The 25,452-nt window shown below is 67.5% G+C and carries 23 protein-coding genes; 11 read left to right on the top strand and 12 right to left on the bottom strand.

Features of this window, described 5'->3' with window-relative positions:
- The first annotated feature begins 138 nt into the window (after positions 1 to 138).
- From tatB to ACWEWT_RS02675, 3 genes are all read left to right on the top strand, one after another.
- On the top strand, positions 139 to 657 hold the full coding sequence (gene tatB, locus ACWEWT_RS02685; RefSeq protein ID WP_452555458.1) for a Sec-independent protein translocase protein TatB: 519 nt from the start codon (positions 139 to 141) through the stop codon (positions 655 to 657).
- A 56-nt stretch (positions 658 to 713) separates the two neighbouring features.
- Positions 714 to 899, top strand: a complete 186-nt coding sequence (locus tag ACWEWT_RS02680) for a hypothetical protein (RefSeq protein WP_452555456.1) — start codon at positions 714 to 716, stop codon at positions 897 to 899.
- 217 nt (positions 900 to 1,116) lie between these two features.
- On the top strand, positions 1,117 to 1,956 hold the full coding sequence (locus tag ACWEWT_RS02675) for a DUF5995 family protein (RefSeq protein WP_452555455.1): 840 nt from the start codon (positions 1,117 to 1,119) through the stop codon (positions 1,954 to 1,956).
- A gap of 4 nt (positions 1,957 to 1,960) precedes the next feature.
- On the opposite strand, the gene ACWEWT_RS02670 is transcribed toward ACWEWT_RS02675, so the two are convergent.
- Positions 1,961 to 2,611 (bottom strand): TetR/AcrR family transcriptional regulator, encoded by a 651-nt coding sequence (locus ACWEWT_RS02670; RefSeq protein ID WP_452555454.1) that lies wholly within the window; start codon positions 2,609 to 2,611, stop codon positions 1,961 to 1,963.
- A 290-nt stretch (positions 2,612 to 2,901) separates the two neighbouring features.
- Between ACWEWT_RS02670 and ACWEWT_RS02665 the strand changes: the two genes are divergently transcribed.
- Complete coding sequence (locus tag ACWEWT_RS02665) at positions 2,902 to 4,404, top strand: alpha/beta hydrolase (RefSeq protein ID WP_452555453.1); 1,503 nt, start codon at positions 2,902 to 2,904, stop codon at positions 4,402 to 4,404.
- A 308-nt stretch (positions 4,405 to 4,712) separates the two neighbouring features.
- Here the strand turns inward: ACWEWT_RS02665 and ACWEWT_RS02660 are convergent, their stop codons facing one another.
- Positions 4,713 to 4,964, bottom strand: a complete 252-nt coding sequence (locus ACWEWT_RS02660) for a hypothetical protein (protein ID WP_452555451.1) — start codon at positions 4,962 to 4,964, stop codon at positions 4,713 to 4,715.
- A 453-nt stretch (positions 4,965 to 5,417) separates the two neighbouring features.
- Between ACWEWT_RS02660 and ACWEWT_RS02655 the strand changes: the two genes are divergently transcribed.
- The 3 genes from ACWEWT_RS02655 (at position 5,418) to ACWEWT_RS02645 (ending at position 8,606) form a co-directional block, all read left to right on the top strand.
- Positions 5,418 to 6,002 carry a GNAT family N-acetyltransferase gene (locus ACWEWT_RS02655; RefSeq protein WP_452555449.1) on the top strand — a complete coding sequence of 195 codons (585 nt, stop codon included), beginning with the start codon at positions 5,418 to 5,420 and terminating at the stop codon, positions 6,000 to 6,002.
- A 235-nt stretch (positions 6,003 to 6,237) separates the two neighbouring features.
- The gene (locus ACWEWT_RS02650) at positions 6,238 to 7,407 is read left to right on the top strand and encodes a cytochrome P450 (RefSeq protein WP_452555447.1); all 1,170 of its coding nucleotides are present in this window, start codon (positions 6,238 to 6,240) and stop codon (positions 7,405 to 7,407) included.
- A 419-nt stretch (positions 7,408 to 7,826) separates the two neighbouring features.
- On the top strand, positions 7,827 to 8,606 hold the full coding sequence (locus ACWEWT_RS02645; protein ID WP_452555445.1) for an enoyl-CoA hydratase-related protein: 780 nt from the start codon (positions 7,827 to 7,829) through the stop codon (positions 8,604 to 8,606).
- 100 nt (positions 8,607 to 8,706) lie between these two features.
- Here ACWEWT_RS02645 and ACWEWT_RS02640 read toward each other — a convergent pair whose 3' ends face one another.
- Positions 8,707 to 8,943 (bottom strand): hypothetical protein, encoded by a 237-nt coding sequence (locus tag ACWEWT_RS02640; protein ID WP_452555443.1) that lies wholly within the window; start codon positions 8,941 to 8,943, stop codon positions 8,707 to 8,709.
- 276 nt (positions 8,944 to 9,219) lie between these two features.
- Between ACWEWT_RS02640 and ACWEWT_RS02635 the strand changes: the two genes are divergently transcribed.
- Positions 9,220 to 9,471: an alcohol dehydrogenase gene (locus ACWEWT_RS02635; protein ID WP_452555441.1), complete on the top strand. Its 252-nt coding sequence runs from the start codon at positions 9,220 to 9,222 to the stop codon at positions 9,469 to 9,471.
- A 247-nt stretch (positions 9,472 to 9,718) separates the two neighbouring features.
- Here the strand turns inward: ACWEWT_RS02635 and ACWEWT_RS02630 are convergent, their stop codons facing one another.
- Entirely contained in the window at positions 9,719 to 10,867 is a 1,149-nt protein-coding gene (locus ACWEWT_RS02630; protein ID WP_452555439.1) for a DUF7373 family lipoprotein, read from the bottom strand.
- A gap of 648 nt (positions 10,868 to 11,515) precedes the next feature.
- Here ACWEWT_RS02630 and ACWEWT_RS02625 point away from each other — a divergent pair.
- On the top strand, positions 11,516 to 12,412 hold the full coding sequence (locus ACWEWT_RS02625) for an SAM-dependent methyltransferase (protein WP_452555437.1): 897 nt from the start codon (positions 11,516 to 11,518) through the stop codon (positions 12,410 to 12,412).
- A gap of 375 nt (positions 12,413 to 12,787) precedes the next feature.
- Entirely contained in the window at positions 12,788 to 14,584 is a 1,797-nt protein-coding gene (locus ACWEWT_RS02620; RefSeq protein WP_452555435.1) for a sugar-binding protein, read from the top strand.
- Positions 14,585 to 14,910: 326 nt separating this feature from the next.
- Here the strand turns inward: ACWEWT_RS02620 and ACWEWT_RS02615 are convergent, their stop codons facing one another.
- The 8 genes from ACWEWT_RS02615 to ACWEWT_RS02580 form a co-directional block, all read right to left on the bottom strand.
- The gene (locus tag ACWEWT_RS02615; protein ID WP_452555433.1) at positions 14,911 to 16,248 is read right to left on the bottom strand and encodes a family 1 glycosylhydrolase; all 1,338 of its coding nucleotides are present in this window, start codon (positions 16,246 to 16,248) and stop codon (positions 14,911 to 14,913) included.
- A 114-nt stretch (positions 16,249 to 16,362) separates the two neighbouring features.
- A complete protein-coding gene (locus tag ACWEWT_RS02610) occupies positions 16,363 to 16,941 on the bottom strand; it encodes a pyridoxamine 5'-phosphate oxidase family protein (RefSeq protein WP_452555431.1) in 579 nt (192 codons plus the stop codon).
- A gap of 100 nt (positions 16,942 to 17,041) precedes the next feature.
- Positions 17,042 to 18,085, bottom strand: a complete 1,044-nt coding sequence (locus ACWEWT_RS02605) for an FAD-dependent oxidoreductase (protein ID WP_452555429.1) — start codon at positions 18,083 to 18,085, stop codon at positions 17,042 to 17,044.
- 299 nt (positions 18,086 to 18,384) lie between these two features.
- Positions 18,385 to 19,371: a glycine betaine ABC transporter substrate-binding protein gene (locus ACWEWT_RS02600; protein ID WP_452555428.1), complete on the bottom strand. Its 987-nt coding sequence runs from the start codon at positions 19,369 to 19,371 to the stop codon at positions 18,385 to 18,387.
- A complete protein-coding gene (locus ACWEWT_RS02595; RefSeq protein ID WP_452555426.1) occupies positions 19,368 to 20,105 on the bottom strand; it encodes an ABC transporter permease in 738 nt (245 codons plus the stop codon). Before ACWEWT_RS02595 ends, ACWEWT_RS02600 begins: the two co-directional genes overlap by 4 nt.
- Positions 20,102 to 21,388 (bottom strand): ATP-binding cassette domain-containing protein, encoded by a 1,287-nt coding sequence (locus ACWEWT_RS02590; protein WP_452555424.1) that lies wholly within the window; start codon positions 21,386 to 21,388, stop codon positions 20,102 to 20,104. Before ACWEWT_RS02590 ends, ACWEWT_RS02595 begins: the two co-directional genes overlap by 4 nt.
- A 237-nt stretch (positions 21,389 to 21,625) precedes the next feature.
- A complete protein-coding gene (locus ACWEWT_RS02585; RefSeq protein ID WP_452555422.1) occupies positions 21,626 to 22,270 on the bottom strand; it encodes an ABC transporter permease in 645 nt (214 codons plus the stop codon).
- A gap of 392 nt (positions 22,271 to 22,662) precedes the next feature.
- A complete protein-coding gene (locus ACWEWT_RS02580) occupies positions 22,663 to 23,598 on the bottom strand; it encodes a TauD/TfdA dioxygenase family protein (protein ID WP_452555420.1) in 936 nt (311 codons plus the stop codon).
- A 267-nt stretch (positions 23,599 to 23,865) separates the two neighbouring features.
- Here ACWEWT_RS02580 and ACWEWT_RS02575 point away from each other — a divergent pair, with 267 nt between their 5' ends.
- Positions 23,866 to 25,362 carry an aldehyde dehydrogenase family protein gene (locus tag ACWEWT_RS02575; RefSeq protein WP_452557644.1) on the top strand — a complete coding sequence of 499 codons (1,497 nt, stop codon included), beginning with the start codon at positions 23,866 to 23,868 and terminating at the stop codon, positions 25,360 to 25,362.
- Positions 25,363 to 25,452: the final 90 nt, after the last annotated feature.

The following is a 25,452-nucleotide window of genomic DNA, read 5'->3' as shown; positions in this document are numbered from 1 at the left end:
TTATCCAAAGCGGTTCCGAGCAGCACGTTTTCCCACCCTCACGCTGAGGCACGATCAGCACCCGCCACTCTGCTGTGACACTGAACAAACTTCCGGTACTTCGTAATTGCCGAGTTTTGCCGGCGATACGCTCCCCTGGTGTTCAGCAGCATCGGATGGGGCGAGATCCTGGTACTTCTCGTCGCCGCGCTCGTTATCCTCGGCCCGGAACGTCTGCCCGGTGCCGCGCAGTGGACGGCCCGGGCACTGCGCCGGGCACGTGACTACGCGACCGGCGCGACAGCGGACCTGAAACAGGATTTCGGTGCCGAGTTCGACGACCTCCGTGCCCCACTCGCCGAATTGCGCGCTCCGCTGGCCGAACTCCGGCGCCTGCGCACCCTGAACCCGCAGACACTGCTCACCCGGCATCTACTCGGCGACGAACCGCTGGTGCCCGAAGATCTCCGGACCCTTCTGGCCACCGGGAGCAGCAGCACCGAGGCGATCGATTCGGGCAATTTCGGGCTCTTTCCGGCACCCCCGGCGCCGGCGGCGGTGGATCTGACGAAACGTCCCGCGCCGGCGCCCCCGCCCGAGCCGACTGTCTCCGGCGCACCGCCGGCCGACCATGCCGAGCCCGGCATCGGCGCCCACCCGGGCGAACCGGCTTCCTGACCCGTCACCGCACACCGGTCCGGTTCGCCCTGTCACCACGAGATCGGTAATTCCGGATGAGCGGACCGAAAACTCGCACCTCCCCCGGCGCCATCGGCCCGCGGCGCGACCAGCACCGGCCGGTGGGCGAACAACTGGCCGGGGCCCTGCTGTCGCCGCGTGCGGCGGCTGCCGCCCGGATCGCCGGATACGGGTATACCGATCGATACGGCGCTATCGCCCTTGTCATCTGTCCGGCGTAACCAACTCGGCGGCAGGCTTTTCCGCCTATCGCCGCAGCCACGCCGGACGGCCGCGGCGACGATCATGCCGTCGGCTTCCGATCGATCGGTTGTCACGACGACCCGCCTGCCGACAGTTGTGTCGGGACGCACAGCGGATCGGCGAGATCGGCTGGAATCCACCCAGCGTTTTGTGGTGGCACCATACCGATCACCGAATAAATCTACGATCCGGTTCATGCGCAGTACTTTCGTTCGCGGCATCCTTCTCTCGTGCATGACTGTCGTCGCCGTAGCCGCGCAGGCACAGCCGGCAACCGGCGCCCCCGCGGCCTCGGTGACCACCGCCTGCGGCGAACCGCTCGACGCCGCCGAGATATCCGAGATCGTCGACCTGTCCGACCTCGACACCCTGCCGAGCGGCCCGTCCCTGCCACGGCTGGAAGCCACCGCCGTCCGCCTGAAAACGATCACCGAAATACTTGCCCGGAAGCAGGATCGGCGCGCGACGTTCGCGATCGGCCTCGACGCCCTCGAACAGGTAGCGGTGCTGCCACTACAGCGCCGTGAGTCGGAGTTCGACGACCCCGACTACGCCCATCGGCTCAGCATCGGGGTGATGAGCCGGTTCCTCGGGAACCTGCACGGGGAGTTCGGCGGCGGCCCCGTCGAATCGCGATGGGCGCGTCACTTCGCGCTCGCCCACGATTGCGACCGGCCGCTCGGACAGGTCACGATGGCCGGATACAACGCTCACTTCACCGTGGACATGCCACACGTGGTCGCCGCGATCGGCTCCCGGCCGGCGAACCGGCACGACTACTTCACGGTCCTCGGCACGATCGCGCGCAACAGAAACGTCATCGTCGACCGAACCGAGGCGGTTTTCGGCGAAGCCGTCGGCCCGGCCCTCGAGGCACTGGCAGGCAACGGGATCATCGGACTCGGCTTCACCGGCTCCAATGCGATCAACTTCGCCAACGGCCTGGCGTTACAGAGTCCGACCCTGCGCGGCGTCACCGAAGCCGAGATAGACCTGGTGTGGAGATCCATCGATGCCGCCGTGAAAGTCCTGTAGCCGTTCAGTTCGGGCCCTCTGTTCTCGCACCCGAAGACTCTGCTGTACGGGCTTGTCCGGAAGGCGGATAGGCGGCGCGCAGACGTTGTACGGTCGACGTGACAACGGCACGGACGTCCGTTTCGTGCAACGGGGCGGAGAACAGCGCCGAACTGAACGAGAAGCCCTCGATCAGGGCGAACAGCAGGAGCGCCTCGCGATGCAGCGCCTCCTCGTCGATGGCACGATCGGCCAGGGCATCGCGCAGCAGCGAGCGGATCACTTCCGCACCCGCGAGAGACGTCGCCGCGATATCGGCCGCGAACTCCGGGTCCGTGCGCGCCATGACACGGTATTCGACCAAGGCGATGTTCTCCCGGCGTTCCTGCTCGCTGGTCGGTGCGGCGAAGGTGATCACATCCGCGATCCGTGTCGCCGGGTCGTCGGACATCGTGGTGGCGCGGCGCATGGCGCGCTGCATGAGGACGGCCAGCGTGAAGCGCATGACCTCGCGGACGGTGTCGCCGAAGTAGTGCCGGATGCTCCCGATGGCCAAGCCGGTGCGGGCGGAGATCCGGGCGAGGGTCACCGAGCGGAGCCCATGCGCGGCGATCTCGTCGATCACGGCGTCGGCGACCTGCTCCCGGCGGGTATCCGGGTCGACTCTCTTGGGCATGTATCTCACCTTAGCCGTTCTGGCATGCGCATGCTATTTTATTTGGCATGCGCATGCTAGAAAATCTTCGTCGCGGTGTTCCTTCCCGTCCCGACCCCGCTCGGACCGGACAGCATCGAGCTCGCCGCGAGCAGATACGGCATGCGGCGGATTCACCTGATCGGCGCGGACGGCAGCCGGCGACGTCTCGATCCCGCACCGGGGACGCCCGAGCACTGGCGCGCCCAGGTTTCCCGGCGGCATCACGTCATCGATCCCGGCGCCTCGCGACCGGGCTCGCCGCGGCCGCCGTGCTCCTACTCGCCGGCTGCGCACCCGCCGCTCCCCCACCGGATTCCGGCGCGGATGCGGACCTGGGCGCATACCTCGGGCAGGAACTCGACTGGGGCGGGTGCGCGGACACCGCGACGAGCGCGGCGGACGCCGAACTGTTCGCGAACCCCGCGCTCGAATGTGCCTCGGCCGAGGTACCGCTCGACTACGACGAGCCGGAGGGCCGGCGGGCGCATATCGCGCTGCTTCGCCTCCCCGCCACGGGCGAGGCCGAGAGCTCGTTGCTGATCAACCCGGGAGGCCCCGGCGGCTCCGGTACCGACTTGGTGGCGTCGACCGTGTCACTGTGGCAGGCGAGTCCCGTCGCCGAGCGCTTCGACATCGTCGGCTTCGATCCGCGCGGGATCGGGTCGTCGACCCCGGCCCTCGACTGCTACACCGACGCGGAGTACGACGCGGGCGACGTGCCGCGGTTCGGCGCGGTGTACGACATCACCAGCACCGGGCAAGCAGTCGAGCTCGCAGAGCGGTGCACCGACGGCTCCGGCGGTGTCGCGGACCTTGTGAACGCCGGGTCGGCGAACGTTGTGCGCGATATGGACATCATGCGAGCAATCCTCGGTGACGACCGGCTGACCTACCTCGGCTACAGCTACGGCTCCGAGCTCGGCGCCATGTACGCCGCGACCTATCCCGAGAAGGTCCGCGCGATAGTACTCGACGGGGCCGTCGCGCCCGATCTGACGGCGAGCGAGTTCCGCCTCTCCTCATTCAGAGGCCTGCAGGCCCGGTTCGACGACCTCGCCGCGCTCTGCGCCGAATCGCCCGACTGCGTACTCGGCGTCGATCCCGCGGCCGCGAACGATCGCCTGCACGAGATCGTGCGGCCGCTCATCGACACGCCGATGCCGGCCACCGGCGGCCGGGCCGTCAGCATCTGGGATGTCTACCTCGGCATCAGCGGCGGCCTGTACGCGGAGGCGAAGTGGCCCGCAGTCATCTCCGCCCTGACTGCGCTCGCGGCAGGGAACGCCGACGAGATGCTCGCCCTGCGCGACACCGTCTACGCCCGCACCGCGGACGGCGCCTACGGATTGGACTTCGATACGAATATCGCTGTGCGCTGCATGGACTCGCCCCGCCCGACACCCGCGCAACACACCGCGCTCGCCCGCGAGATCGGGCAGGTCGCGCCCATGTTCGACCTCGACGTCTTCACCGCGGGGAACTACCACAGCGAATGCGAGGCGTGGCCCGCGCCGCCCACGCGCGACGAGCCCTGGCTCACCGATGTAGAAGGCCTCCCCGAGACACTCGTCGTATCGACCACCGGTGATCCCGTGACACCGCACGAGGGCGGCATCGCGATGGCGAAAGCCCTCGGGGCACGTCTGCTCAGCGTCGACGGCAAACAGCACGGCGCCTACCTACTCGGCGGCAGCGAGTGCGTCGACGACGTGGTCGACACGTATCTCCTCGACCTCGAAACCCCGCCGATCGATACCCGCTGCAGCCTTTGACCGGCCCGACTCCGGCGTCGCCGCCCGCTGCGCATCCGGTCGTGAGGGTCGAGCCGGGACGAGCGGGAGGCACCACCTACGGTTTTCGGAGGGGAAGCTCATAACCGAATTACGTTTGCTCGGCTCGGGATCGAAGGCTGGTGGGCGCCCCGGCGTTGCACGCGACCGATACCGATACCCTCATCGTTCAGGGACACACGATGCGGGAAGGCCGGGCTGTGCCGATCGCGAGTCTTCCTCGCTCCCGGCGCAATACCGTGAGAGACATGGCCCCGTGCTCGCAGCACAGGGGCCGTGCTGCGTCTCGATCAGAGGACGGTCACGGCCCGGCGCCGGTCCTCGTCTTCGTCCTTGTCCGCTGATTCGCTCTGCAGCACAGCAACCGGGGTGTGCTGACCCACTGCGATGAACAGGGTGCCCTTCCCCGGCGCGACCGGTACATCGAGGAGCTTGGGCTTATCGGACAGCGCCGCTTCCCGAAGGTCATCGAGGAATACAGCGACCTTTCGCGAGTCCAGGCTGTACGAGTTGCCGTCGTATTTGAGTTTCGCGTATGACATCTCTGGCGCCTCCTGTGCTGGTGATCCCGGCTCTGTACCGGGGCGATGGCGTAACGGTGGAGTACACGGATTTGTTACAGGCCCCGGGCCCGGCCATCGTCTCGGTGGTGGCGCTGACACAACGGCCGGTGTGCCGACAGTGCGCCAGGACTGATCCGAATACGGTGGGCGAGTCGGTACACACTGGACACGAAACCCCCGCCGACCTGGACAGGGCCGGACCGGTCGGACAGTAACCCACACGAAGCGGCGCGGCGTTCTGCGCCTGCGCTTTGTCGACGACCGCTGGAGCCGGATGCGTCGGCCCCGATAGCCGAACCACAGCATCCGCACCGGATGCATCGGACTCGACCCCATCGATACAACAGCCGATATGAGTCGCCCGGATCGAAGTAGCGCCTGGTAATGGTGTCACGGGGCCGATATCCTGTGCATATTGTGGGGAGGCTGCCCATGGACGATGCTCTGCAGATACCGCGTCCGAGAGCCACCGCAGACTTGGAGTTTCGCCCGTGGTCGTTGTCTGCGGCAGACCTCGAACTCGTCAGGGAAGCCTCTGCCGATGACCTGATTCCGCTGAACACGGTGTCGGCGGACTTCTCGCGCACGGCCGCGACGCGGTTTGTCGAACGCCAGTGGCAACTGACGACCGATCGAACCGGTTATCCGATGGTGATCGTCCGGCGACGGGACAACACACCGGTGGGAAGTATCGGCTTGTGGTTGAAGGATATCGACGAAGGCCGGGCATCCCTCGGTTACTGGGTGGTCCGCTCGGCCCGTGGCCATGGCGTCGCCGCGCATGCGCTGGCGGCGATGGCCACTTGGGCGCTGGAAGAGCTGCGTATCCCACGGCTCCAGCTCTATGTGGAACCTTGGAACCGCGCTTCGATCCGCACTGCGGAGAGAGCCGGTTTCGAATGCGAAGGGCTCCTCAGATCGTGGCAGAAGGTCGGCGATCGCCGACGGGACATGTTCATGTACGCGCGCCTGGCAACGGAAACCTGCGCCGAGGCGGATCGGGTTTGCGGAGTTTAGACCTCGTTGACCGGCTGCCGGCGGTCGCGGATGATCGTGCACCTCTGTCCCTGCCGTCCCAGTGTCGACAGGCCTCGGCGGGGTCAGGGCACTCGTTTCATGGTCGACTTCCACGACCTCGCTTCTGAAATTGCTCGAGACTATGCTTGGTCTGCGTTTGTACGCACAGCCGGTGGATGAATCCGCTCGAGAACATCTGATGAATCTCTCCCCCTCTCCATGAGAGGACCGTCCGATGGGTTTTGCAGAGATGCGCCGGTTCCGGCGTGATCCGTTGGGTTTCCTCGAGAATCTGCGCCGGACCAGCCCGGTGGAGGTGTTCGGGCTGCCATGGGGCGGGTGGTGTGTCGGCGATACGGATCTGGCGCTGACAGTATTGAGTGACCGCGCTTTCAATGCGGGGAAGTCCGAGTTCTTCGGTTCTATGCTGCCTTCGCGGTCCGCTCAGGTCGATTTCGGCCGCGCGGTGCGCGCGATTCTGCGGAGATATACGCCCGAGTATCGCGAGTCACTGGCGGCGGCGGTGACCGAAATGCCCTCGGTCACCCGTTGGCCCGCAGCAGGGGTCGAGCTGGTGTATCGGTGCACCGCGGACGTGTTGCTACACCCCGATGGTTCTCCCGAGCTGCGGAAGTTACTGGAGCGAAATGCACGCGTGGGCGCGCTGCGCCCGGCCCGGATGGCGGAGCGGGCGCGGGCGCAGCTACTGCGCGCCGAGCTGTCCACCGCGCTGAACGAGCAGATCCGGGATCGGCGTAGCGCTACCGGCCGCATTGCGGAAGCCCAACCACGGGATCTGCTCGATGCCGTGATCGGCGCCTGTCCCGACGACCTCGCGGATACAACGGTGGCCCAGCTGTACGGGTTGATGTTCCGGTCCATTGTGGGACCGCTGGGCTACTCGCTCGCGTGGGCGGTGCTGCTGGGCAGTCTCTGCTCTCCCGGCTCACCTTGGCCTTGGCCCGTCGACCGGGTGGTACGTGAAGCTCTGCGGCACCGGCCGGTCTCCTGGATGGTCAGCCGTCCCGTCCCCTGTTCCGCCGAGTTCGGGGGAATCGCCTTCCGGACCGGAGACCCGCTGTCCGTCAGCCCCTACCTCCTTCATCACGACGACAAACGCTGGACCAGACCAGGGACGTTCCAACCCGACCGCTGGATTCGACCGAGCGAACACGGCCCATTCGTGCCCTTCAGTTCCGGCCCCTTCACCTGCGCCGGCGCCGCGGTCGCGCACGATCTGGTCACCGATACAGCCACCGCCCTCGTCGAGAACGCCTCGCTGCGCGTCATCGGCGGCGGTGATACCCGCCCGATCGTGACCAATGCCGCGATCCCCCGGCCGTTCACCCTGCGGCGTACCCCACAAGCCCTGTCCGCGCCCGACCGAGCCCCAGGAAGGAGGTGACATCATGATCAAGGCATTGCGGTTCATCTTCACCAACAAGCCGACCCGTACCTGGAACCCGGCTGAATACGGATGACTCTGCTACCGGCTGGATGGCTCGAACACCGTCCGCAAAGGTACGAGAGCCACCCAGTCGGCGACCCGCCGTGATCTGGCCTCAGCCGGTTCGGGTGACACTCCATCAGCTCGGCCGGGCCGGACTCGCCCGGTCCCCTCACCCCTGCCGCCTGCGCGTGAACTCGGATAGGAACGGTTTCACAATGTCCGTCAACGCATCCGACACCGGTCTCCGAGCAAGCGCGTCGACCACAGATCGGATCGTGCCGGACGGCGAATTACACCCACGTAGGACACGCTCTCAGCCGGGCGGGTGTTCCGGATCAGAGGTGTCGTTGCCCGAAGAGATCTACGGTGGATATATGACCGCCTCGAGGTATCAGCATTTGCTGGTCGCGCGGGATATCGACACAGTGCGCATCACCATGAACCGGCCGGAGCGGCGCAACGCTCTGTCGGGCGAGTGTCTGGCCGAACTGCTGGCCGCGTTCCGGACCGCCGGCGAGACCGACGCCACCGGGATAGTTCTCGGGGCGCACGGCCCGGTGTTCTCCGCCGGACATGATTTCGCCGACGTCGCCGCGCGCGACCTGCTCGGCGTGCGGGAACTGCTCACCCTGTGCACCGAACTCATGTCGGCCATCGAGTCGGTGCCCCAGGTGGTGATCGCCCGGGTGCACGGTCTGGCCACGGCCGCCGGCTGCCAGTTGGTGGCCTCATGCGATCTGGCCGTCGCCGCCGAATCGGCCGGTTTCGCGCTTCCCGGCGGCAAAGGTGGCTGGTTCTGTCACACCCCCGCGGTTCCCGTGGCCCGCGCAGTCGGCCGTAAACGCCTGATGGAACTGGCCCTCACCGGCGACCCGATCGATGCCCGCACCGCCGAACAGTGGGGCCTGATCAACCGAGCGGTGCCGGACGCCGAGCTCGACACTGCCGTGGCCGAGTTACTCGCCCGCGCCACCCGCGGCAGCCGGGCCAGCAAGGCACTCGGCAAACGCACTCTCTACGGCCAACTCGACCGCCCCGAAGCAGATGCCTACGCTCTCGCCCTCGAAGTCATGGCCGCCGCCGCTCAACTTCCCGGCGCCCGCGAAGGGATGGCGGCCTTCCTCGCGAAACGCCCACCCGTCTGGCGCGATTAGCGCCGCCGGGAGGCTCTCGGCCATTCGCGAAACCCGGCCGGCACGGTCCTGACATCCACACCCGGATCGGGCCGCCTGGATATTGCCCCCTTTCGCGGCCTCAGAGGGTTTTCTCGCGGGCTTCGACCGCATCCACGGCTTCCCGCAAACCGGCGGCGGGGTCGAGCTTCCGGAAACGCCTGACGGCCTGGACCTTCTTGTTCCGTCGCAGCAGATCATCGATTTCGGTGAAGTCGATGGGATCCGGGTCTTCGATCTGCAGGTGCCGCAGGATCAGATCGAGTTTGCGCTCGAGACGATCGATCTTGCGCTCGAGGCGTGAGTTGTTGTCGAACACGATGACACTGTAACGAGCCGACTCCTCAGCCGACCGGCACCGACTCCTACCGCCCGGCGAGGAAGCCTTCGCTGACCGCACACCGGCACAGCCGCCCACTGCGCGTGACTTGTCCGATACCGACACCGCCGCCCGAGTGGTGTCGAAATCCGTTACCGGACAACGAGAGGCAGCAACCCGACCGACGTCCGAATTCGCGATCATCCGACTCCGGATCCCGCGACGGAAACCATGGCGCGGTCCAGCACACGGTTCCCTGGCCGCAAGAATGATTTGGTGGCGCTGGCCTCGGTGGGGCTCATGAGCCAGCGCGGCCGGCACCGTCAGTTCCCGTTCGCAGGGACCGAGCAGTCGTATCTCGGCTCTATCCGGGGCAACCAGCTGGACCTCGCCGCTGTGCTGTCCCTCGCCGAGGCCGGTCTGGTGAAGCACCATGTCACCGAGGTCGATCTCGAAGATGTCGACGAGAACCTGCAGGCCCTGGGTCGTGGCGAGGTCGTGGGACGTCAGGTCATCGTTTTCGAGTGAAGTCCGTGCTCATCCGGAGGCCGACGGGGTCGGCGCGCACCGCGACCATATCCGCGTCTTCGACGAGACCGCACGGGGAACTTCGCCGACTGCTACCGGATGATGCCGCTGGACCGAATCGCTCCGTCCGGTGGATCTGCCGCAGCCCGTGTGCTGCGCCGGAACCCGTCTGCTCGCAGGAGCGGCCGGTGGCCGGGACGAGTTCTTCCGTGCTGTTCGCCCAGGCTGCTCGCGGTCACGAATATCGCTACCCGGCGGAAGTGAGGACCGCGTACTGGTCGCGGGCGAGTCGATGGGTTTCCTCCGAGCTACGTCCCCACGCCTCGGCCACATAGCGACCGGACGATACGAGGCAGGTCCAGGCGTTCGGGTGGTCCCTGTTGTCGGAAAGACACGAGACATCGGACAGATCGGCCGGCGTCACGGCTGGGGTCTTGTCGTGGGCGGCGGCGATCGCATCCGTGAGGAACTCGCGAAGCCGCGTAGCGCCCGCGGGGTCGGCGGTGCGGTAGACAGTGGTTCCTTTGTTCGCCATCCCCGAGACTCCCACCTCGGAATAGAGCCGTGAGGCTGTGACCTGGTCTTCGGCGAACAGAACAGCGCCGCGCGGACCGTAGGCACCGGGCCCGGTCGCGTTCGCCCCGACCGATAGGGCCGATACCCCGTCCGGATCGTAGGGAAGCCGCGCCAGCTCGGGCACCGCGGTCGGAACGAACCCGTCGAGCAATGGCCGTTGCAGTTCCAGCGTCCGGGCGGTCAGGCGCTCGACCTCTACCCGGTCGGGGGCCCGGACCTCGGTATAGACGACGTAGTCACGGTGGGCGGTAACCGCCAGGCCCTCGAACCGCCCATTCTGGTCACGCAGGCTGAAGTGGCTGTCGGGCTCGCCGGGCAGGGTGGCGGGTTCCCGATCGGCGGTGTCCCACATTCCCCGTGATCCTTCCGCGGCCGCCGCGAGCTCCGTCGCCGCGGCACAGGCACTCGCGCCGTCCGGGAACCGCAGGAGAGCGTGGATGAACCAGCGGCTGTCGCGTGATCGCGCGTCACCGGCGAACCGGGTGGTGACGAACCCGGCGAGCAACCCATGATCCTCGGCCGCGTCGGCGACTTCGTTGTTGTGTCCGGCCGTCACCATCAGCATCGCACCGGTCAATACGCCCGAGCTGCTGTGATGGATATAGGACGGATCGACCTCGGTCGGTAGGACCATGGCCTCGGCCATACGCGCGCCCTCGGCGAGCGCACCGTCGCCGAACTGTTCTTCGCCGCTTTCCGCCGGCGCCGCCGAGCAGGCGTCGACCGCCGCTGTAACCGGTGACGCCCCGGTCCCGGCGTCGCTCTGACATCCGCTGAGCAGTAGGGCCGCGCCGGCGATCGTCGCGATCGTTGTACGCATTCGGATCGTCGGCACGACTTCCGGCCCGGACTCGGCACGCGCGCCCCGCGGCACCCAGGACGATATCGGCATGTGATTCCCCCTGGAGATACTTCGGCCGCCGGAACCGTCCCAGCGGCGTAGCCAGCGTATCCCGTTCCGCATCGATGCCACGCTCGTGCGCGTGCCCCTGGTCCCCGCCTCGGTGAAAATGATGGGCCACGCCAACTGGTGGAGCCCCTGGCCCGCGCACCGTTTCCGATCGCAGGCCGGCCCCGATCCAGCGGTACCTGTCGATACGGCAGGGCGCATGAGCACCCCGGCTGGATCAACTGATCCTCGCGCGGACGTAGCACCCTGATGTCACGCGACCGCAGTAGCACCGCGCCCGATGGACGATCTACCCGCGCCGCCGGCGGCTCGAATCGGGCCATGGGCGGCTCAGCTCCGCCGACGGCCGGCCCGGGAGAAGGCTGCTGTGGCTCGGACCGATTCGGCCTGGATGTGTCCGGACAGGCGCAGCGGGAGCCCGGTAACCCGACGTAGAATTGCCGGTGTATTTCACGGTTCCGCTCGCGGTGCTTTCGGCGATGCGGCAGGTAGATGTGTGCCCGATTTCCACGAGCGGTTTCTTTTCATATCCACCGATTCGATCGGGAGGTTTCTGTTGTGCGAACCGAAGGCGACGCATGGGATATCGTGACCGGTGTCGGGCTCACCGCATTGGGAGTGGCGACCTTCCGGGCGCTGGAAACTGCCGCACCGGATCCGCTCATCCGCGACGAGTACGCGGAAATGTTCGTCCGAGCTGCCGGTGAACCGCACTTTCTGGATATATTGGCGGATCCGCCGACGCTCGCCGGCGCTTCACTCGTACCCGGCTTCATGGGGCTGCGGACCAAATTCTTCGATGACTTCTTCCGGGCGGCCACCGGGGACGGGATCGCCCAGGTGGTGATACTGGCCGCCGGGCTGGATGCGCGGGCGTACCGGCTGGAGTGGCCCGCGGGAACCACCGTCTTCGAGATCGACAGACCCGAGGTGCTCGAGTTCAAGGATCGTGTGCTGGCCGAACACGGTGCGGTACCGGGTGCCGATCGCCGCACAGTGGCCGTGGACTTGCGTTCCGACTGGCCGGCCGCGCTGTCGGCGGCCGGTGCGGACCCGGCCGCGGCTACGGCATGGTCGGCCGAAGGGCTCCTGCCGTACCTCCCCGGGGCGGCGCAGGACGCACTGTTCGACCATATCGGCCGGTTGAGCCCGTCCGGCAGCCGGATCGCGGTGGAGAGCGCCCCGGACAGTGCGGCGAACAGCGGTTTCGCGAAGCTCGAAACGAAGTATTTCGACAAGAATCCGTTCGGCGATATCGACCCGGCCGAATTGTTCTATTCCGATGAGCGAGCCGACCCGGAAGAGTGGCTGCGGAGTCACGGATGGTCGGTGCACGCTGCCGCGCCCGCCGATCTGGCGACTGCTTACGGCGTGGTGCTGCCGGAGCTACCCGAGGAGCTCGACCAGCACTGGAAACGACCCCGCTACCTTTCCGCGGTGCGGAACGCACGCTGAGCGGCGCACCCCGGCGCCGTACCGAACCCGAGAACAGACGCGGCCGGCCGGGCACACCGACAACCACCACTCCGGGGTGAAAATGTATCCGGCGCGGCCGGTTACCCGCTGATCGAATTCGACCACATCACCGACCAGCGCCCCGTCCCGTGCCGTGGACGCGGCCGCTCACCGGCCACCGGTGACCGACCGGGACCCGAGAGATGCGCGAATCGAACCGACAGCCGCGCCGGGAACAAGAGCATCGACGATCTCCACCCGCTCCGATATCGACAGCGGGTGCGTATGACCCCCGCTGGAAATACGCCCGACTGTGTGCTGTGATTCGACGGCGAAACGACCGGTGGCGCAGGGTGTATCGACTGGGGAAGTGGGATGGTGACGGCGAGTGGCGGCGAGGGCCGGTTGCGCAGGCGTGTTGTCCTCGCCTCGGCGCTGAGCGCGGCATGGCTGGTCGCGGACGGCTCCGCGGACGGCGTCGGCCGGGACGGCAACAGGCGCGTGGCAGCGGTGACCCGGCGGCGGGCGCACACCGATGTGCTGTTCATCGGGGCACATCCGGACGACGAGTCGTTCAATCTGTCGACTTTCGGGCAATGGCGGGAAAACCTCGGCTGGAGCACCAGCGTCGTCACCATTACCCGCGGTGAGGGCGGTGGCAACGCGGACGGACGCGAGGAAGGCCCGGAGCTCGGACTGATCCGGGAGGCCGAGGAGCGGCGGGCGACCGGCCTGGTCGGCATCGAGAATGTCTACTACCTCGACAAACCGGACTTCTGGTACACGCTGTCCGCACCCTTGACCGCGCGTATCTGGGGCGAACAGGATACGTTGGGGCGCTTGGTGCGACTGGTCCGCCAGATCACCCCGCACACGATCGTGGTCATGGATCCCCGGCCGTTCGATCAGCACGGCGGCCACCAGCTTTCGGCGCGTCTCGGAATCGAGGCCTTCCGGTCGGCGGCCGATCCGCTGGCGTTTCCGGAGCAGATCACCGCCGAGGGACTGATGCCGTGGTGTCCGGACCTTCTGCTCGCGCAGAACCACGGCTTCGGGTCGTTGCTCGGCCGCGACCCGGCCGAAGTCCGACGCACCGATCCCGCCACCGGGTTGCCGGTCATCGGAGTATGGTCCGGTACCCACTCACGCGAACACGGCACGACCTGGGCGCAGGTCGAGCGCGACGCGGCCCGGATGTACCGGACCCAGGGTTTCGCCGCGATGCCCGCGCAGGTGCCGTCGGATCCACAACAGCTCGACTCGGATTGGTTCACCGTGCTGGCCGAACGGGGTCGGTTCACCGAAGCGGATGTGCGCCGGCAGCGCGGACTGGCGCCGTTGTACGCCGAATTCGGTACCTGGGCCGACCGAATCGGGTTGCCGTGGCTGGCCAACCGAGTCCAGCCGGATTACCCGGCGAACCCGACGACCACGATCCCCGCTGTCGCCGTCGCGCCCACGCTCGACGGTGCCGAAGGACCCGGCGAGTACCCGGGGCCGGTACTGCCGCTCGCGGTCTGGCAGGGCGACAGCCGGTGCACCGCGCAGGCGAAGGTGTCCAGGTACGGCGAAGAACTGTATGTGCTGATCGAGGTGACCGACCACCGGACCGGTGCCACCCTGGCCTGCGACGACGTCAAACGGCACTGGCGCACCGACTCGGTCGAGATCGCGATCGATCCGCGCGGCGATTCCGAGGACACCTCGACCACTCTCAAGATCGGCATCCTGCCGTATACGAGCGGCGGTTGTGGCCCGTCGGCCGGGCGGGACGCCGACAATCATCAAGGCCCGGTGCCCGAGACGGCACCGGGGATCCGGGTGGCCGCGGCGGTCACCGAACCGTATCGGGGTTACAGCGTCGAGGTGAGGATCCCGTTCCGGGAGCTACCGGCAGCCGTGGACCCGGCCGGATTCGCGATGAACATCATGGTCTACAACTCCGATACCGATGACAAGACGGGGCAGACCCGGCTGGCCTGGTCGCCGTTCGGCAGTGCGCAGGCGGACCCCCGTGTATGGGGGACCGCGACGCTCGCCGGCTACCGTGCGCCGGCGGACCGGCCGCCGCTCCGGACGGTGCCCGTCATACCCGGGGCGGCGGCGCGCAGTAGAGACTCGGCCGCCGCGCTGGCCCAGGTGCGGCGCACCGGTGTATCGATTACGGATTAGCCGAGGGCATTGCCACCCGAGCAAAGGCATCCTCGACGCCGACCTCGACGGATCCATGTTCGGAACACTCCCCACCCGAGCACGGCGCGCCTTCTTCTGCGCGCCTGGGACCCGACCTTCGAACAAACCCTCATGCGGCACACCCAACGGCCGCACGCCGCCGAATTCGGCGAACCGGAAATGCGCTCCTGGTACCACGGTTGGCAACCGCTGCCCTTCGTCACCGAAATTCGCGTCGACCACACCGGGACCGGAACGCCACCGTCGAGCGGATACTCGGCGACTTACCCGAATCCGGACTTCGGATGGCGGGCGGCCCGGTGCCGTCAGGGTGCGCCGACGGGGCGTAGGCAGCTGGCCGGGGGGTCGACGAGAACGCAGAGTGCCGTGCCGCGGGTGGGTCGATAGTCGCCGGGCACGCCACCTTCCGCGATGGTCCTGCTGTACGTGCCGACGGCGTCGGTCGGGCGGCGGGTGAGGCTCGGGTCGGTGGTGGTATCGACGGTGTAGAGGCCGAACCGAGGCCGGAAGCTGCCCCATTCGTAGTTGTCGGTGAGACTCCAGTAGTTGTAGCCCATCACGTTCATACCGTCGGCCCGGGCACGCTGGATCCAGTAGACGGTGTCCTGCAGATGGGCACTGCGGGTGAACCCGTCGGCGCGTGGATGTCCGTTGTCGGTGGCCATTCCGTTTTCGACGATGTAGAGGGGCTTGCCCGGGAAGCGGTCGGCATAGTGCCGGAGGGCGAAGTAGATTCCTTCCGGGCGGATCGGGAGATCCCAGATCGGCGGACCGGGCGGGACCGCCGATCCCACCGCGCCACCGAGGTATTCGATGATCGTCCGGGCCGGATCGTAGGCCCAGTAGTAGTCGATGCCGACATAGTCGAGGCGGGCGGCGATCCGGTCCACTAGCGCGCCGTTGATCCGGTCCTCCGCGCCGGCGACGTAGCCGACATTGCTGGTCACCTGCGCGTTCGGCCGGACGCGGTGGATATGATCGTAGATACTGTTGTGCGCCTGCGCGATCCGGTCCAGCATCTGGCCGGCATCGGCGTTGCCGCGGCCGGTCTCGTGGACGATGTAGGCGACGGGTTCGTTCACGGTGACCCACAGCGGGTCGTGGACGGCGTATCGGTCGACGACGGCACGCATATTCGCCAGCCAATCCTCGACGATGGTCGGGCTGCGCCAGCCGCCCCGGTCGGCGATCCAACCGGGATACACCCAGTGGTCGAGGGTGATCATCGGTCGCATACCGGCCCGGACGATGCTCGCGATCACCGAGTCGTAGAAGCGGAAGGCCTGCTCGTCCCAGACGCCCGGCGCCGGCTGCAGGCGTGCCCATTCGACCCCGATCCGGAACACGCCGACGCCCAGATCCGCGGCGAGGCGGATATCGGATTCGTAGCGGTCGTAGAAATCCACCGAGTTCCCGAGGCGGTCGTAGGCGGGATTCGCCGCGATATACCGAGTCCAGTTGCTGTCGGGCGCATGGCCTTCGGCCTGGAAGCCGGACGATGCCACACCCCATAGGAACCCGCCGTCCAATCGTGGTAGCCCGGCGGTGGGTTGCGGGGCGGCGGCGGAATGCGAACAGAACAGCACGGTCGAAACGAGAACCGCGAGCGAGACTACACAGAACCGACGGAGCCGTGGACGCATCGCCTCAGGGTATGCCGAAGAGCGCCGACCCGGCGTAGAAACGCCGATCCGGGGATACGACAGGGCGGCGACCGGCCCTCGATCCGAGTGCGGGTGGAACATACGGCGAACAATTCAACGCGTGATGTGGTTCGGCAGTGGGTGATCGGGGTCCAGCGCCGGGAGACCGTCGATACTCTGCCCGTTGTCCCCCGCGATCCGGCGCGCGAACTTCTCATCGGGCTGCCGGGCATGGTGCGTGTCCAGCACCGGTCGTTCACCGACGAATTCGTAGTAGGGGACGGCGTATCCGCACGAGTCCGCGATCCGGTCCACCTCGATCACCACCGCCGCCCGAACTCCGGGATGATCGGTACCGAAACATTCACGGAGGGAATCGAATTCGGAGTCATCGGGACGTACCACCCGCCCCGTACCGAACAGTCTCAGTATCCGCGAGTTGCGGGTGAACGAGCAGAACATGATCGTGATCCGGCCGTTGTCGCGCAGATGAGAGATCGTCTCCACTCCGCTGCCGAACAGATCGAGGTACGCGACAGTGTGCTCGTCCAGCACTGCGAACGTGTCCTGATACCCCTTGGGCGACAGGTTCACGCGCCCGCCGTCGGACGGTGCCGTGGCGACGAAGAACATCGCCTGCGCCTCGATGAACTGTCGCAGGGGGCCGTCCAGCTGCGAGAATTCCTTGGCCATGGGATCCCCTCACGTCGGTGGGCCACCCGCCCAGCGTAACGGCGCAGGGGCCCACCACCGGTATGAGAATCCTCTCGGCCCGGTGATCCGACGGCGCCGGTCACCCCCGCATCCGGCGGGCGACCCGCTCACGTTCGTCGGTGATCGCCCGGCGGCGGGCGATCATGGCCTCGGCCGGGGATCCGCCCGAGACGATCGCGTGGTGGACCGCTTCGATATCCTCGATACCTTCCCGCGCTCCCACCCCCGCCGCCGGTGTGATGGCGTGATCCGCGTCGCCGACCAGGATCACCGGAGCGACGGGTGCCGCCGCCGTCGCGAGCGCGACATTGCGTGCGTTGGATACGTGGACCTGTTCGGTGGCCGCCACGAGCAGTTCGGTCGTGGCGCGGATCGAAGCGGGCGCCGCCTCGGCCACCGTGGCCGCCCACCGGCCGGCCGGGACGATTCCGGTTTCGGCGACCGGCAGCGGCTCGCGCTCGATTCGCAGGAACCAGAGTGCCGCCGCGGCGCCGGGCCGCCAGATATGCCCGAAAGTGGTGGCCGGGCGGGCACCGGCGGCCGACTCGGCATGGAAATGCAGGACGAAGGGGTCGGTGGGACATTCCACCGGTGTCGTGGTCATCCCGTAGATCACGATGTCCCCGGCGTATTCCGGGATCCGGCCGGGTTCGGTACCCGCCCGCGCGACCGAGTCGATACCGTCGGCGCCGATGACCAGGTCGCCCGCGGTCACGGTGCGACTACCGATGCGCAGGGTGGTGTGCCCGGTCGCGGGGTCGACCGCGACCTCGGCGATCGGGCTGCCGTAACTGATCTCGGCGCCCGCGTCGAGCGCGAACCGTTTCAGCACCGCGATCAGATCACTGCGCAGCCAGAACCGATGCCCCTCGCTGGGACGTCGCCGGGTCACGCCGTCGTCGGGGGTGTAGCGCAGTTCGCTCAGTGGATACGAGGCCGCGTGCAGGTCCGCCTCCGGCACACCCAGGGATACGAGACTGCGATGGCCGCGGCCGTCGAGGATCAGGAACGCCCCGCCTCCCCCGCCGTTGCGTTGCTCGTAGACGGTGACCGGCCCCCCGGACCTCGACAGGGCGCCGGCCAGCGCGGTTCCGGCGATACCGCTTCCCAGGATGGTGATCATCGGATCTCCTTCACGCGAGGTGGATATGCAGGTGGCATCGCGATCGCGCGACCGGTACCCCGGGGTGACGACGTCCGCGGACCGGCGCGACCGGCGATGCGATCCATGGTGGCCAACATACAAGACCTGCAACAGTTCCCGGCGGGAGCGACGTCGGGCCGTTCCGGCATCCATCGGTGGAGCACCCGGCACGGCAACGCTCGCGGCCGGGGCCCACCGTCACTCGCCGGCGTAGCGGATCCCGGCCGGGCAGGGTTCGAGATCACCGGTGGCGTCTGTGAAGGCGCCCCGCTACGGCCTCAGTCGACGAGATTCTCGCTCTTCAGCCAGTCGTAGGCGACATCGGCGGGATCCGCACCGTCGATATCGACGCGCCCGTTGAGCTCCTGCATGAGATCGTCGGTCAGACGTTCGGAGATCGTCGCGATCAGCGGCGCCAGCTCCGGATAGCGATCGATGATCTCGCCGCGCACGACCGCGGTGCCGCTGTAGGGCAGGAAGAATTTCTTGTCGTCCTCGAGCACGACCAGGTTCAGATTCTTCACCCGGCCGTCGGTGGTGTAGATCATGCCGAAATTGCAGGGGGCGCTCTTGGCCGTGGCCGTGTAGACGACCCCGGCATCCATCCGCGTCACATTCGCGGCCGGGACACCGCCGGGATCGTTGTAGGGGATCCCGTACTTCTGCAGCATCGGGATGAAGCCGTCCGAGCGGCTGAAGAATTCGTCGTCGACGCAGAAGGTCCGATCGGTGACGGGCAGAGCCGCCACATCGGAGAGCGACCGCACACCCAGGCGGTCGGCGGTCGGCGTCGAGGCGCCGAAGGCGTAGGTGTCGTTGAAGTTGGCCGGAGGCAGCCATTCCAGGTCGTAGTCGCGTTTCTCGATATCGTGGACACGCTGCCAGAGTTCCTGGGGATCGGCGATCGTCTCGGTCTGATTGTGATAGTTGACCCAGCCGGTGCCCGTGTACTCCCACAGGATATCGGCGTCACCGTTGAGCTGGGCCTGCCGCGAGGATGCCGAGCCCGGCGCACCGGTGAGGTCGGTGACATCTGCGCCGGCGGCGGCCAGATAGGTCGCGGTGATCTTGCCCAGTAGGACGCCTTCGGTGAAACTCTTCGACGTCACCACGAGTTTCGCACCGTCCAGCGGCTGCTTCCCGTCCGGTAACTGCGCGGCGTGGAAGGTGCCCGAGGAACTCACCAGCCCACATCCGGCGAGCAGCGAGATCGCCGCCAGCAGAACCGAAACCGTGGTGGCCAGCCGTACCGGCGCCGTTCTCATGACACACCTCGCGGGGTCGCGGCCAGTTCGACGAGTCGGCCCAGCCAGTCGATGGTCAATGCCAGCAGCCCGACCAGGATCGCGCCGGAGATGAGCAGTTTGGGCAGGAACAGGGTGACGCCGGTGGTGATCAGCGTGCCGAGGCTGGTCGCACCGATGAAGGTGCTCAGCGTCGCGGTGCCGACCAGGATGACCAGGGCGGTCCGCACACCGTTGAGGATCACCGGCACCGCCAGCGGCAGCTCCACCTGGAACAGGGTGCGGGTCCCCGAGTATCCGATCCCACGGGAGGCCTCGATGGTGCGCTGATCGACCTGGCGCAACCCGACGATCGTGTTCTGCAGGATCGGCAGGATCGCGTAGACGACGAGACCGACGATCGCGGTCCGGAATCCGGTACCCAGCCAGAAGGTGAACAGGACCAGGAGACCGACCGCGGGCGCGGCCTGGCCGATATTGGCGATATTGACCGCGATCGGTTCGAATCGCTTCAGCGCGGGCCGGGTCAGCGCGATACCCAGCGGTATGGCTATCACGACGACGATCACCGTGGCGACGACGGTCAGCCTGATGTGCTCGAGGATGGTGTTCTGCAGATTCGCCCAGCCCAGCGAGGCACTTTCGGTTTCGGTGAAGGTCGTGGACCGGTACCACAGCAGATATCCGACGCCGATGACGGCGATGATGAGCGGTTCGAACCACACGTCGATGGGCAGGCGGCGCAGGCGGTTCACGGCTGCCCGGCCGATCCGGGTTCGTCATCGGCGGCGACGACCGGGGTCGGTGCCGGGTCGGTACCGTCGACGTAGGTCACATAGGACGGGTCCTCCTCGTCGGAGCGGGCGTCGGCGAGCTTGTCGCGGATCACCTCGGTGACCGAATCGATACTGAGGGATCCCACCACCGCCCCGCGTCCGTCGGTCACCAGCGCGGCCCCCTGGCTGGTCGCGAGCATGGCGTCGAGCGCGTCGTTGAGTGTCGAGGACCGAGCGACGACCGGCAGCCGCCGATCGAGGAAGTCGGAGACCTCCGGTTTGGTCGCGAGTTCGGTCAGTGTCGGCCAGGATCGCGGCCGCCCGGCGCTGTCCACGACCACCACCCAGCTGTGCCCGGCGGCCTTCGCGCGTTCGATCACGGCCGGAGCGGATTCACCGATCCGAGCGGTGACCACTTTGTCGGAGGTGACATCACGAACCCGGGACACGGTCAGATACGCGAGCTTCGCACCGGATCCGACGAATTCCTCCACGAACGGCGTGGCCGGATCGGTGAGAATGTCCTCCGGGCGCGCGTACTGCTCCACATGCCCGCCCTCGGAGAGGATGAGCACCTTGTCGCCGAGTTTGGTGGCCTCTTCGAAATCGTGGGTGACGATCACGATGGTTTTGCCGAGTTCGTGCTGGATGGCGATCAGGCTGTCCTGGAGGCGGGCCCGGGTGATGGGGTCGACCGCGCCGAACGGCTCGTCCATCAGCAGCACCGGCGGATCCGCCGCGAGGGCGCGGGCCACGCCGACCCGCTGCTGCTGACCGCCGGACATATCCTTCGGAAGCCGGTCGGCGAAGACGGCGGGATCGAGACCGACCAGATCGAGCAGGTATTCGGTGCGCTCGGCGATCCGTTTCTTGTCCCAGCCGAGAACCCGCGGGATGGCGCCGACGTTCTTGGCGACCGACCAGTGCGGGAAGAGCCCGCCGGATTGGATCACGTATCCGATCGACTGCCGCAGTTTGTCGGAATCCTCCCTGGTCACATCGCGGCCGTCGATGAAGATCCGGCCCTCGGTGGGTTCGATCAGCCGGTTGATCATCTTCAGTGTGGTGGTCTTACCGCAGCCGGACGGGCCCACGAACGCGACGATTTCGCCGGCGGGGATCTCCAGATCCAGCCGCTCCACCGCCGGTCTCTGCTGACCCCTGAACCGTTTGACTACGGAGTCCAGCGTGATCGACGCCCCGGTGATCGTACGCTCGCCGTTCGGCGCCGCGGCTTCGCGGATGGTCACGTCCTCGGCCATAGTGCCTCCTTCGAAGCGGGCCCATCCGGCCCACAGCTGATCACATCGCCGCTCACAGAGCCTCCGCGGAAACGAATCCACCCGGCCCACAGCTCGTCACATCACGACTCACCGAGCTCTCCCGAAACGGATACATGCGGCCCGCGAAGGCGAAAGGTATCGCGCGAAACCTCCCCCGAGCAGGACTCATGCGGCCCGCGGAGACCGTAGCGAAGGCGGAGGTGCCGCAGTATCGCATCACGTCAATCCCTCTGCGATCGTGACGCGTCCGAGCAGGACGAGTAGCGCGTCGAACGCCAATGCGATGACGACGATGAGAATGGTTCCGGTGAGCGCCATCTCGAGCGCGTTCGCGCCGCCGAGCCGGGACAGCCCGTTGAAGATCAGCGACCCGAGGCCGGGCCCGAGGACGTAGGCGACGATGGCCGCGACACCGACGATCATCTGGGTGGACACTCTGATCCCGGTGAGGATCACCGGCCAGGCGATGGGTAGTTCCACGGTCAGCAGAATGCGCGTGCGCGAAAAGCCGATCCCCCTGGCGGATTCGACGACCGACGCCGGGACCGAACGCAGGCCGACGATCGCGTTGCCGATCACCGGCAGGGCCGCGAAGAACGCCAGCATGATGAACGAAGGCACCACACCGAGCCCGAACGGCACCAGCAGCAGTGCCAGCAGCGCCAGTGAGGGGATCGTCAGCGCGACCCGGCTGGAGGTCAGCGACAGCGCGGACAGCAGCGGCAGCCGGTAGACCGCGACGGCGATGAGCACGGCCACGACGGTGCCGACCAGAACCGTCTGGAATGCCAGGGAAGCATGCTGATAGGTGAGGAATGTGAGCAGTTCCCCCCGCCCTCGGATATAGCTCCACAGATTCACGGGATTCCCATCGTCGGCCGGAAATGTTCGGCGTCCGCCCGCACGCGATCATCGAGCGCGCGAGCTGTCAAAGACTAATCGAAACCGGCCGGTCGAATCCGGACGGCGCGCGGCGATCGATATGCCCAGCTGCCACGTCGGCGCGCGTTCCCCGCCACCACCGGCGGGAATGCGATACCGCGTGCGGCCGTCCACAGTTTCGCTCACGACGAGTTCGATATCGGTACCGGCGCGGCGCACCGCGGCGGGAACAGGCATGGTCCGGAAACGCGGCGGATATCCCGCGGACCGCCCGGCCACCGCCGCCCGTTCGGGTCGCGAACCAACCCGGGGAATTCGAAACCGCTGGGAGGCAGGCATTCCGCGACGACCTGGGGGCGGGCACGCGGAGACTACGCCGCGCGGGTCGACTGATCCACCGCCGAGTAGCCGTCGGCGTCACCGGCGACAACGGTGCTCCGCGCACCGTCCACCCCGACCGGGACACCACCGGCCAGGGTGATCCGGGTCAGTCGCCGGTGCTCGCTGCCGTCGTAGTCGTCGATCGCGTAATGCTGGGTGGCGCGGTTGTCCCAGATCGCGACATCGCCGAGCTCCCAGTTCCAGCGAGTGGTGTTCTCCAACCGGGTGATGCGGTCCTGGAACAGCCGGTACAGCGCCTGCGATTCACTGTTCGACAGACCTACGAACTGTTTCACGAAACCGCCCAGCAGTAGCGCCCGTTCACCGGTGTCCGGATGGACCTCCACCACCGGGTGCTCGGTTTCGAAATAGGTCGATTCGAATTCGCGCCGGTAGGCGGTAGCGCCTTCGTCGGGGTTGTCCTCGGCGGTGGCGGCGTAGTCGTAGAGATTGGTGTGTCGCGCCCGCAGGCTCTCGGCCAGCCGCTTGAGCGGTTCGGGCAGCCCGTTGTAGGCGGCGACCGTCGAGGCCCAGGTAGTCGAGCCGCCGTAGCTGGGCAGTACGACCGCGCGCAGGATGGACGCTTTCGGAACCCGATCGACGAACGTGACATCGGTGTGCCAGCTGTTGGACCGGCCGAGGCGCGAATCGATGGCCAGGCTCTTCTCCCCCGCCGATCGGACCGTGGGATGCGGGGTCGTGGGGCTGCCGAGCAGTTCGGCGAACTCGTACTGCCCGTCCTCGGTGAGGTGGTGCTGACCGCGGAAGAAGATCACTTTGTGCGCGGCGAGCGCGGCCCGGATACCGGCGACAGTCGCCGGGTCGAGGTCTCCGCCCAGCCGGACTCCGTCGATCCGCGCACCGATATGGGTCCCGAGCTTGGTCACCTGCACAGGGGTGACGGTGTCGAGGGTGTCGATGGACATAACCGGGCCTTTCGCTCGAACCGGACGCTCTGTCGGATGGAACCACAGTCCGGCCGGTCTGCCCAGGGTTTCGGTCACCGGGATCGTAACGGCAACCGCTCGGCGAATCGGCCGTTCCGCCCGCTCGGAGCGGCCTCGGTCCGTGCTCGGTGATACCCACCGCACCAGCCGCAACGGTGCAGCCCACCGGCGGACCATAGAATGCGGGCTGCGGGGGCGCAGCCCACCGGCGAACCCGGTGGACCCGGACGAGAGGGAGATATCGGGATGATCCTCGCCGAGGAGCCGCTACTCCGCGCGCCCCACCTCTGTATCGACGGGAAATGGGTCGAGCCGGTCGCGGGCGGGAGCCGGGAGATCCGCGATCCGGCCGACGGTACGGTGCTCATCGTCGTCGGCGAAGCGGGTCGGCACGACGCTGCGCGGGCGGTCGCCGCGGCCCGTACCGCGTTCTCCGCCGGGCCGTGGCCGGGCACCCCGGCCGCGGCCCGCGCCGCATTGCTGGTGCGCACCGCCGAACTACTCGGCGAACATCGCGATACGCTCGCCCGGATCGAGACCCTGGACACCGGCAAGACGCTGCGCGAGAGCCATATCGATATCGACGATGTCATCGCGGTGTTCCGGTACTACGCGCAGCTGATCGGCACCGCGGCCGACCGGATCGTCGATACCGGCGATCCGGCGGTGATCAGCCGGGTGGTGCGGGAACCGGTGGGGGTCTGCGTACTCATCGCACCGTGGAACTATCCGCTCCTGCAGATGTCGTGGAAGATCGCCCCCGCGCTCGCGGCCGGGTGCACGGTGGTGGCCAAACCCAGCGAGGTCACCCCGCTGAGCACGATCGCCCTGGTCCGCCTGCTCGAACAGGCGGGAGTGCCACCGGGTGTGGTGAATCTGGTCCCGGGCACCGGGCCGACCGTGGGGACGGCACTCACCGATACTCCGGAGGTCGATCTGATCTCGTTCACCGGGGGCGCCGCCACCGGGGCGGCGATCGCCGGCCGGGCCGCCGCGCACATCACTCGGGTGGCCCTGGAACTGGGCGGTAAGAATCCCCATATCGTCTTCGCCGACGCGGAGCCCGACAGCGCGATCGATGCCGTGCTGACCGGTGCGTTCCTGCACTCGGGGCAGGTGTGCTCGGCCGGTACCCGGCTCATCGTGCACGAATCGATCGCCGACGATTTCGTCGCCGAACTCGCCCGGCGCGCCGAACGGATCCGGGTGGGCCCGGGCACCGACCCCGCATCGCAGACCGGCCCGCTGGTCTCACCCGAGCACCGAGCCCGGGTGGAAGACCATGTGGCGCAGGGCATTTCCGAAGGCGCTGTCCTGGTCACCGGCGGAAAGCGGCCGGCGGACACCCGGGCGGCGGTCGGCAGCTATTACCTGCCGACCATCCTGGACCGTTGCCGCCGTGAGATGCGGATCGTCCGGGAGGAGACCTTCGGCCCGGTCCTCACCGTCGAGCGGTTCGCCACCGAAGCCGAGGCCGTGGCACTCGGCAACGACACCTCCTACGGTCTGGCCGCCGGCGTCCGCACCGGCGACCCCGCCCGCGGCGAACGCGTGGTGCGCGCACTCCGGCACGGCACGGTCTGGCTGAACGATTTCGGCCCCTACACCCCCGCCGCCGAATGGGGTGGTTTCGGGCGTTCCGGTATCGGCCGCGAACTCGGGCCGAGCGGGCTGGCCGAGTACCAGGAGACCAAGCACATCTGGCACAACACGGCACCGTCGGTGGGCGGCTGGTTCGCCTGACTCCGGAACTACCGCGCCCGGATCACCGGAGTGCCGGCGGGATGGTCGGGACACTCGTTTCTTCGAATGCTCAGGCCGCGGGGCACGGCA

It is taken from the genome of Nocardia sp. NPDC003963, assembly GCF_053605105.1.
This window is presented reverse-complemented; position numbering and strand designations above follow the sequence as displayed.